At 65.0% G+C, this 6,899-nt stretch carries 5 protein-coding genes; all 5 read right to left on the bottom strand.

Translation table 11 applies throughout. The features are described 5' to 3' along the window. Nucleotides 1–180: 180 nt before the first annotated feature. Nucleotides 181–1,161, bottom strand: a complete 981-nt coding sequence (locus H8A92_RS22850) for a PDR/VanB family oxidoreductase (protein WP_229197854.1) — start codon at nt 1,159–1,161, stop codon at nt 181–183. 12 nt (nt 1,162–1,173) lie between these two features. Further along, nucleotides 1,174–1,920, bottom strand: a complete 747-nt coding sequence (locus H8A92_RS22845; protein ID WP_229197853.1) for a GntR family transcriptional regulator — start codon at nt 1,918–1,920, stop codon at nt 1,174–1,176. A gap of 5 nt (nt 1,921–1,925) precedes the next feature. Then, the gene (locus tag H8A92_RS22840) at nt 1,926–2,975 is read right to left on the bottom strand and encodes an aromatic ring-hydroxylating dioxygenase subunit alpha (RefSeq protein WP_229197852.1); all 1,050 of its coding nucleotides are present in this window, start codon (nt 2,973–2,975) and stop codon (nt 1,926–1,928) included. Nucleotides 2,976–3,216: 241 nt separating this feature from the next. Beyond that, nucleotides 3,217–4,209: a DUF2778 domain-containing protein gene (locus H8A92_RS22835; protein ID WP_229197851.1), complete on the bottom strand. Its 993-nt coding sequence runs from the start codon at nt 4,207–4,209 to the stop codon at nt 3,217–3,219. Between the two features lie 272 nt (nt 4,210–4,481). Further along, nucleotides 4,482–6,824, bottom strand: coding sequence for a putative bifunctional diguanylate cyclase/phosphodiesterase (locus H8A92_RS22830; RefSeq protein WP_229197850.1), 2,343 nt, complete (start codon nt 6,822–6,824; stop codon nt 4,482–4,484). Between the last annotated feature and the right edge of the window lie 75 nt (nt 6,825–6,899).

Here is a 6,899-nt window from a genome sequence, read left to right as displayed (position 1 = left end):
GTCGGATTGCGAAGCAATCCGGGTGAGGGCTCTTGCTCTCTCGTTAGACCGTAACCCCTCACCCGATTTGCTACGCAAATCGACCTCTCCCAGGGGAGAGGTGATCCTTCGCCGTTCCAGCTCAACCTAATATGATCACGCTTTAGCCCCGATCGAACGGTCGCGCCGCGAGTGCGCGCGTCAGAGCGCGTCGGCGCGATGCAGAGTATCCACCGTGATGGTGCCGCGGGCGCGCGAGACGCAGGCGCAGATCTTGCGGCTCTGCTGCTTCTGGTGGTCGCTGAAGAAGACGTCGCGATGGTCGATTTCGCCATCGACAGCGACCACATCGAGCGCACAGACGCCGCATTCGCCGCGCCGGCAGTCGCTCATCACCTCATGGCCGGCCTCGTTGAGCACGTCCAGCATCGAGCGGTCGCGCGGGATCACGAACTCCGTTCCCTCGTCCCTGAGCCGCACGCGGAACGCCTCGGTCGGCAGCAGTCCGCTCGATCCGAAGGTCTCGTAGCGCAGATCAGTCAGCGGGCGGCCTGACGCCTCCCAGGCGCGCCGCGCCGCATCCAGCATCCGCATCGGGCCGCAGAACAATGCCATCGTATCCTGCGGTAGACCTGCGAAGACGCCGTCGAGGTCGAGTCGCCTGCCCTCGTCGCCGGCATGGACGACGAGACGCTCGCCGAGCAGACGCTCGAGCGTATCGAGATAGGCCGCATCGCTGCGCGTGCGGACGGCATAGTGCAGCGTCACGCCGACGTCGCGGCGGACCAGCGCCTGCGCGGCGCCAATGATCGGCGTGATGCCGACGCCGCCCGCGATCAGGCAGAACTGCCGCCGCGTCCAGTCGAGCTGTACCAGCGAGGCGGGCTGCGTGATGTTGAGCCGCGCGCCCGGCGCGAGCGACCACATGTAGCGCGAGCCGCCGCGGGAATCCGCTGTGTGCCGCACCGCGATCCGGAAACCCTGCGGATCGACTTCGCCGACCAGCGAATAGGATCGGGTCTGCGGCTGGCCGTCGATGGTGACGCCGATATCGATATGGCTGCCGACGGGATAGGGCGTGCCGGCGAAATCGTCCGGCCGCAGCAGGAATTCGCGGATGCCGGGCGTGAGGTCGCGCACAGCGAGCAGCGTGGCGGATGTCCAGGTTTCGATGAATCGCATGATGCGCTCCGTTCAGCCGGTCGAGATCAGCGCCAGCGCCGGCAGCAGATCCAGATGGGTGCGGTTGCGCAGCGCCAGCCGCAGATTGCGTGCCGCAAGCCGGGCATGCTCGCGCATGATCGCCTCGGCGCGCGCGCCCTCGCGGTTCTCGATGGCGTCGACCACCACGCGATGATGGTCCTGCGCGATCAGCAGGATCTGACGCGCTTCGGGCAAGGCCGATTGCGCCATCACGAACCCGCTCGGCGAGGCGAACGGAAGCGCCGAGGCGCGGTCGATCTGCCGGATCAGCGGCGGACTGCGCGACAGCTCGGCCAGCAGCACGTGGAAGCGGGCGTTGAGCGCGACATAGGACGAAAACGCCTCCATCGAAATCGGCTCCTGCCGTACCAGGCCGTCGATCTCATCGAGGCATTGCTTCAGCGGCTCGAGATCGCGCGACGAGACGCCGCGCTCGGCGGCAAAGCGTGCGGCCAATCCCTCCAGCGTGCCGCGCAGCTCGATCGAATCGAGAATGTCGCGCTCGGAAAATGCCTTGACCATGAAGCCGCCGGACGGGATCGCCTCGAGCAGGCCTTCCTCCTCCAGCCGGACCAGTGCCATCCGCACCGGCGTGCGCGACACCCCGGTGACCTCGACGGCCTGCAATTCCGAGATGCGCTCACCCGGCCGCAGGCCGCCCGAAACGATCAGTTCACGCAGCGCGAGTTGCGCGTGCACCGTCTGCGACACTGAACGCTCGGCTTCGCGCTCCGCCATGCCGCCTACTCCGCTGCCTGCAGCTGCTGCGGCGGGTTTTCCTTCGCCACCATGCGGTCGATGACGCGCCGCGCCCACATCGCGCCGGCATCGATGTTGAGATTGTAGAACACGCGGTCCGGATTCTCGTCCATCGCGCGCTGCTGCGCTTCCAGGATGATCTCGTCCTCGTGGAAGATGCCGGCAACACCGTCGCGGATTTCGCTGGTGAGACGCTGCTCGGTGATGCGGTGATTGCGGACGAAGGCCCAGAAGTAATGGCAGGTCTTCGAGGTCTCCGGCGTGATGGTGTTGAGCACATAGCCGTTGACGCCCTGCGAGCGATCGCCCTCCGGCGCGCCCGATCCGGCCGGCGCAACGCCGACGTCGATATTGACGGTGCACGGCGCCTCGAAGCGGATGATCTGCCAGCGATCGACCGGGCCCGGCTTCTGCAATTGCTTGGCCCAGAACGGCGGCGCCTCGATGCCCTGCATCCAGCGCGTCACGGTGACGGTCTTCTCGCCATGGGTGACGTCGAACGGCGCTTCGGCGACCGCATCATTGCCGATGCTCGAACCATGCACGAAGGTCTCGTGCGTCAGGTCCATGAGATTGTCGACGACGAGGCGATAGTCGCATTTGACGTGAATGGTCTTGCCGTCGCCGGCCCAGGCCGGATCGTGGTTCCAGTGCATGTCGGGCACCAGCGCCGGATCGGCGAGCGCGGGATCGCCCATCCAGAGCCAGATGAAGCGGTGACGCTCGACGACGGGATAGGCGCGCACGCAGGCCGACGGATTGATCGTCTCCTGCGAGGGCATGAAGGTGCAGCGGCCCTGCGCATTGTATTTCAGGCCATGATAGCCGCAGACCACGGTGTCGCCATCGAGCCGGCCCTTGGAGAGCGGCACCAGGCGATGCCAGCAGGCATCCTCGAGCGCCACGACCTCGCCGTCGCCCTTCCGGTACATCACGACATGCTTGCCGCAGATCGTCCGCGGCAGCAGCGCGTGCTTGATCTCGGCGTCCCAGCCGGCCGCGTACCAAGCGTTCATTGGAAACGACTTTGACATCGGTCGCCCTTTCAGCATCTCCTTGGATACTTTATGTATACATTTGGTGCAAAAATTTGCAAATGGAGGCATTATAATACTTTATAAAGATAATTCAGTATGCATAAATTCGGCTAAAGGGTCATGAGAGCCGGTGCGTTTCCATCACGCCATGTCGCATCGCCCGACGCTTTCGCGCCGGAGGCTAAGGAGACACTGAATGTTGACGGGCTTCATGCGCCGAACGGCGCCGGCGCGCGGGTTACGAGTTTGACGCCGCGCGGGTCGAGGCGGACTTGACGTCCTTGATGCTGATCACGACGGCGATGCGCCTGACGGTGCCGCTGCGATAGGCCTGCAGGAACTTGTCGTAATGCTTGACCGAGATGCAGCCGTTAGAGTCGCCGTTCGGTCCGAGCATGTAGCTGTGGACCAGCAGGCCGACGCGGCCGAACGGATCGCTGCCATCGACCGGGGTCATGCGCAGCGCGGGCACGCCGTGAAACAGCTTTTCGCGCGGCTTCATCTCATAGACGCCGGGCGGCGTCGCACCGGCGTTGCGGGCATTCACATGCGCCGGATCGTCGAGCAGATTACCGAGGCCTGAATGCGCCTCGAACTTGGTGCCGTCGGGCATGTACACGATGCGGCCGGTGATGTCGTAGACCGCCGTGGTGCTGTCATAACCGAGCTTGCCGAGATCGGGGCTCGGACCGGACAGCAATCCGTCATTCGGATCGATCGACGCGAGCTGCAGCTTGCCCGGCATCATGTCGGCGATCTTCTGCAGGAACGTCCGGTTGTCGCCCTGCTGCACCGGCGCTTGCGGTGGCGGCGGCTGATCGTTCCGCGCGAGCAGATTGGCCTCGGCCGGCCGCGACCGCGGCATCGGCACTGCGGACGTCGTCGTCACCGTGGTCGTGGCGGCGACCGACGCCGTCGCCGGCTCGCTGCTCGGCAGTTCGGTCTGCGTGTCGCGCAGCTGGCCGCCCAGCGCCTCTTCGATCTGGCCGAACTCGGAATTGAAATCGCCGCGGCTCGAACGGAATCCGCGGCGCAGTGGGTAATACAGCGAAGCCGTGTTGATCGTGGATCGTGAGCCGAAGCGATCGTCGAAATTCAATGAGGCGGTGGTGTTGGCGAATGCCGGTCCGTGAAGCCAAGCGGTGGGATCGATGCCGGCCATCCAGGCGGCAAGGCCAGACGACAGGACGAGCGCGCTCACGGCGAACGTCGTGCTGCCCACCAGAGACATGCCGCGGCTCGACTTACGCCCGGCAGCTTTCGTCGTACGTTGACCCATCATCCCCAAGTTCGGTGCTCTGGAGCCTGTTACCCGGCCCACGTGGGATTCACCGATCACTCATCATATCAGGGAATTAGAGTAAGGCATAATCGAGACGAAACCGGCAACGACAGGTTTTTTAAACGTTTTTCGGATGGAAAGTGCCGGGGAATCAGCCTTGAATCAGCCCCGGGCGGACTAAAACGGCCAAAAAGGTCCCGATTCGGGACAATTCCGGCGACTCAGGCTATCTTTTCTTCCCGGAGGGTGAGGACCGGGACCGGCTTCCCGATCGCGTACCCCTGGGCGTAGTCGACCCCGATCTGGCGCAGCTCGTCCAGGATCGCGAGGCTCTCGACGAATTCCGCGACCACCTGCTTCTGCATGATCTTCGCGGTCTTGGTGATCATCTCGACCATCGCGCGATCGACCTTGCTGTTCAGGATCTCCTTCACGAACGAACCGTCGATCTTGATGATGTCGACCGGCAGGTGCTTCAGATACGCGATCGAGGACATGCCGGTGCCGAAATCGTCGAGCGAGAAGCTGCAGCCGATCTCGCGCAACCGCGCGATGAACTTCTGCGCCTCGTCGAGATTGGAGATTGCGCTGGTCTCGGTGATCTCGAAACACACCAAAGCCGGCGACACATCATGCTCGGCAAACAGCCCGGCGACAAAGTCGACGAAGTCGCCGTCGCCGATGGTGGCGCCGGAGAGGTTGATCGCGTAGCTCGCGATCTTGCGCGGGTGATGCTTGCGCTCGGCGATGATCTCGAAGGCGCGACGAACCACCCAGCGATCGATCAGCGGCATCAGCCCGTAGCGTTCGGCCGCGGGCAGGAAGCTGCCGGGCGGCACCAGGGCGCCGCTTTCGTCCCGCAGGCGCAGCAGCAGCTCGCGGCGATCGTTGCTCTTCAGCATACCGTTCAGCGGGCGGATCTCCTGCTCGTAAAGGCAGAAGCGGCCCTCGTCCAATCCCTTGCGGATACGATTGACCCAGCTCATCTCGGCAACACGCACCGCCATGCCGGTATCCGACGGACGGTGCTCCTGGACGCGGTTGCGTCCCTTGTCCTTGGCGAGGAAACAGGCGACGTCGGCGAGCCGCAACGCGTCCTGCACGCCGGCGCTGTCGGCGAGCCCGACCAGGCCGATGCTCGCGCTGATCCGGAAGCTCGAGCCCTCATGGACGAAGCTCGACTGCTCGACCACTGCCCTGATCCGCTCCGCGACGTCGGCAGCCGCCTCATGCGCGGCAGAGCCGTCGTCGCGCAGCAGAATGCCGAACTCGTCGCCGCCAAGCCGCGCGACCAGCCCGCTGCCGCCGACCTCGGCCGCCAGCAACCTCGCCACCTGCTTCAGCAGCCGGTCGCCCGCCATGTGGCCGCAGGTGTCGTTGACGATCTTGAACTGATCGAGGTCGATCAGCATCAGATCGGCGCCGGCGACCGGCGAGCCCGACATCGTCTTGTGCAGCTCGAACTCGAATTGCCGCCGGTTTGCGAGCCCGGTGAGCGCGTCATGGGAGGCGGCCCACGCCAATTCCTCGACCAGCCGCCGCTCGGCGGTCATGTCGTGAATGATCATGACGCGGCCGGCGGGCTCGCCGGCGTGCACGATCGGGGTCTCGACCACCGAGACCGGCACGCTGGAATGATCCGCGCGGACCAGCAGCCGCTGCTGCGGGCGGCTTTCGCCATCGACATCCGCGCTCTGGAACGATCCCTGCACCGGCTGCTCGGCGATGCTGAACAGTGATGAAAGCTGCCAGCCGGTCACGTCCTGCCCCGAGGTGATCAGCCGCTGTGCGGCGGCGTTCATGTAGCCGACGCGATCGTCCGGCGTGGTCACGATGACGGCGTCGCCGATCGAGGCCAGCGTGAGCTGGGCGCGCTCCTTCTCGACGGCAAGCGCGGTCTCGGCAAGCCAGCGCCGCCACAGCATCCGCCGCGTATGGACCAGCACGATCCCGGCAAGGCAGGCCGCGATCACGAGATTGACCAGCAGCAGCAGCGCAGAGACCTGGCGCGACGCCTTCCCCAGATGATCGGAGAAATCGACGGCGAGCGTGGTCATCGCGGCGTCGACCGTGCCGATCCGCTCGGCCCAATGCTTGATCGTCGCAGCCGACGGATCGTGCAGCGCGGCGTCGTTCGCGGCATCGTTCCTGATCTCGATCAGCTGATCGAGCAGCGCATCCGAATTGCGCCATGCCGTCACCGCGCCGGCAACGTGGTGCATCGCGCGGAAATATTTGAACAGCCAGATCAGGCCGCCAATGTCGTCATCATGATTGCCTGCCTTGGCAAACGCGACCCTGGCCACGGCATCGTTGTCGCCTGGCGCTTCCAGGGCGCGCCGCGCCGTGCGATCGGCCAGCGGCACCGCGATCGCGGCATCGAACTTCTGCAGATAGAGCGGCGCGCCGGTGCTGATATAGATTTGGAGGTCGTGAATGGCGTCCTTCTGCCCCTTCGACCAGAGGCTCTCGCCGGCAACATAGGCTCGCACCGCGGACATCACCTGCAGGCTGCCGGCCGTCAGGCCGCCCAGCAGCAGCACGATGGCCAGCAGAGGCCCCACCACGCGCCACAGTGACCAGCTTCGAAACGAAAAAAACATGCCCAATGCGCCCGACCCTGAAATTGTCGGGTCAGC

Origin of the sequence: Bradyrhizobium acaciae (genome assembly GCF_020889785.1) — a bacterium.
In the GTDB taxonomy this organism is placed as follows: domain Bacteria; phylum Pseudomonadota; class Alphaproteobacteria; order Rhizobiales; family Xanthobacteraceae; genus Bradyrhizobium; species Bradyrhizobium acaciae.
This window is presented reverse-complemented; position numbering and strand designations above follow the sequence as displayed.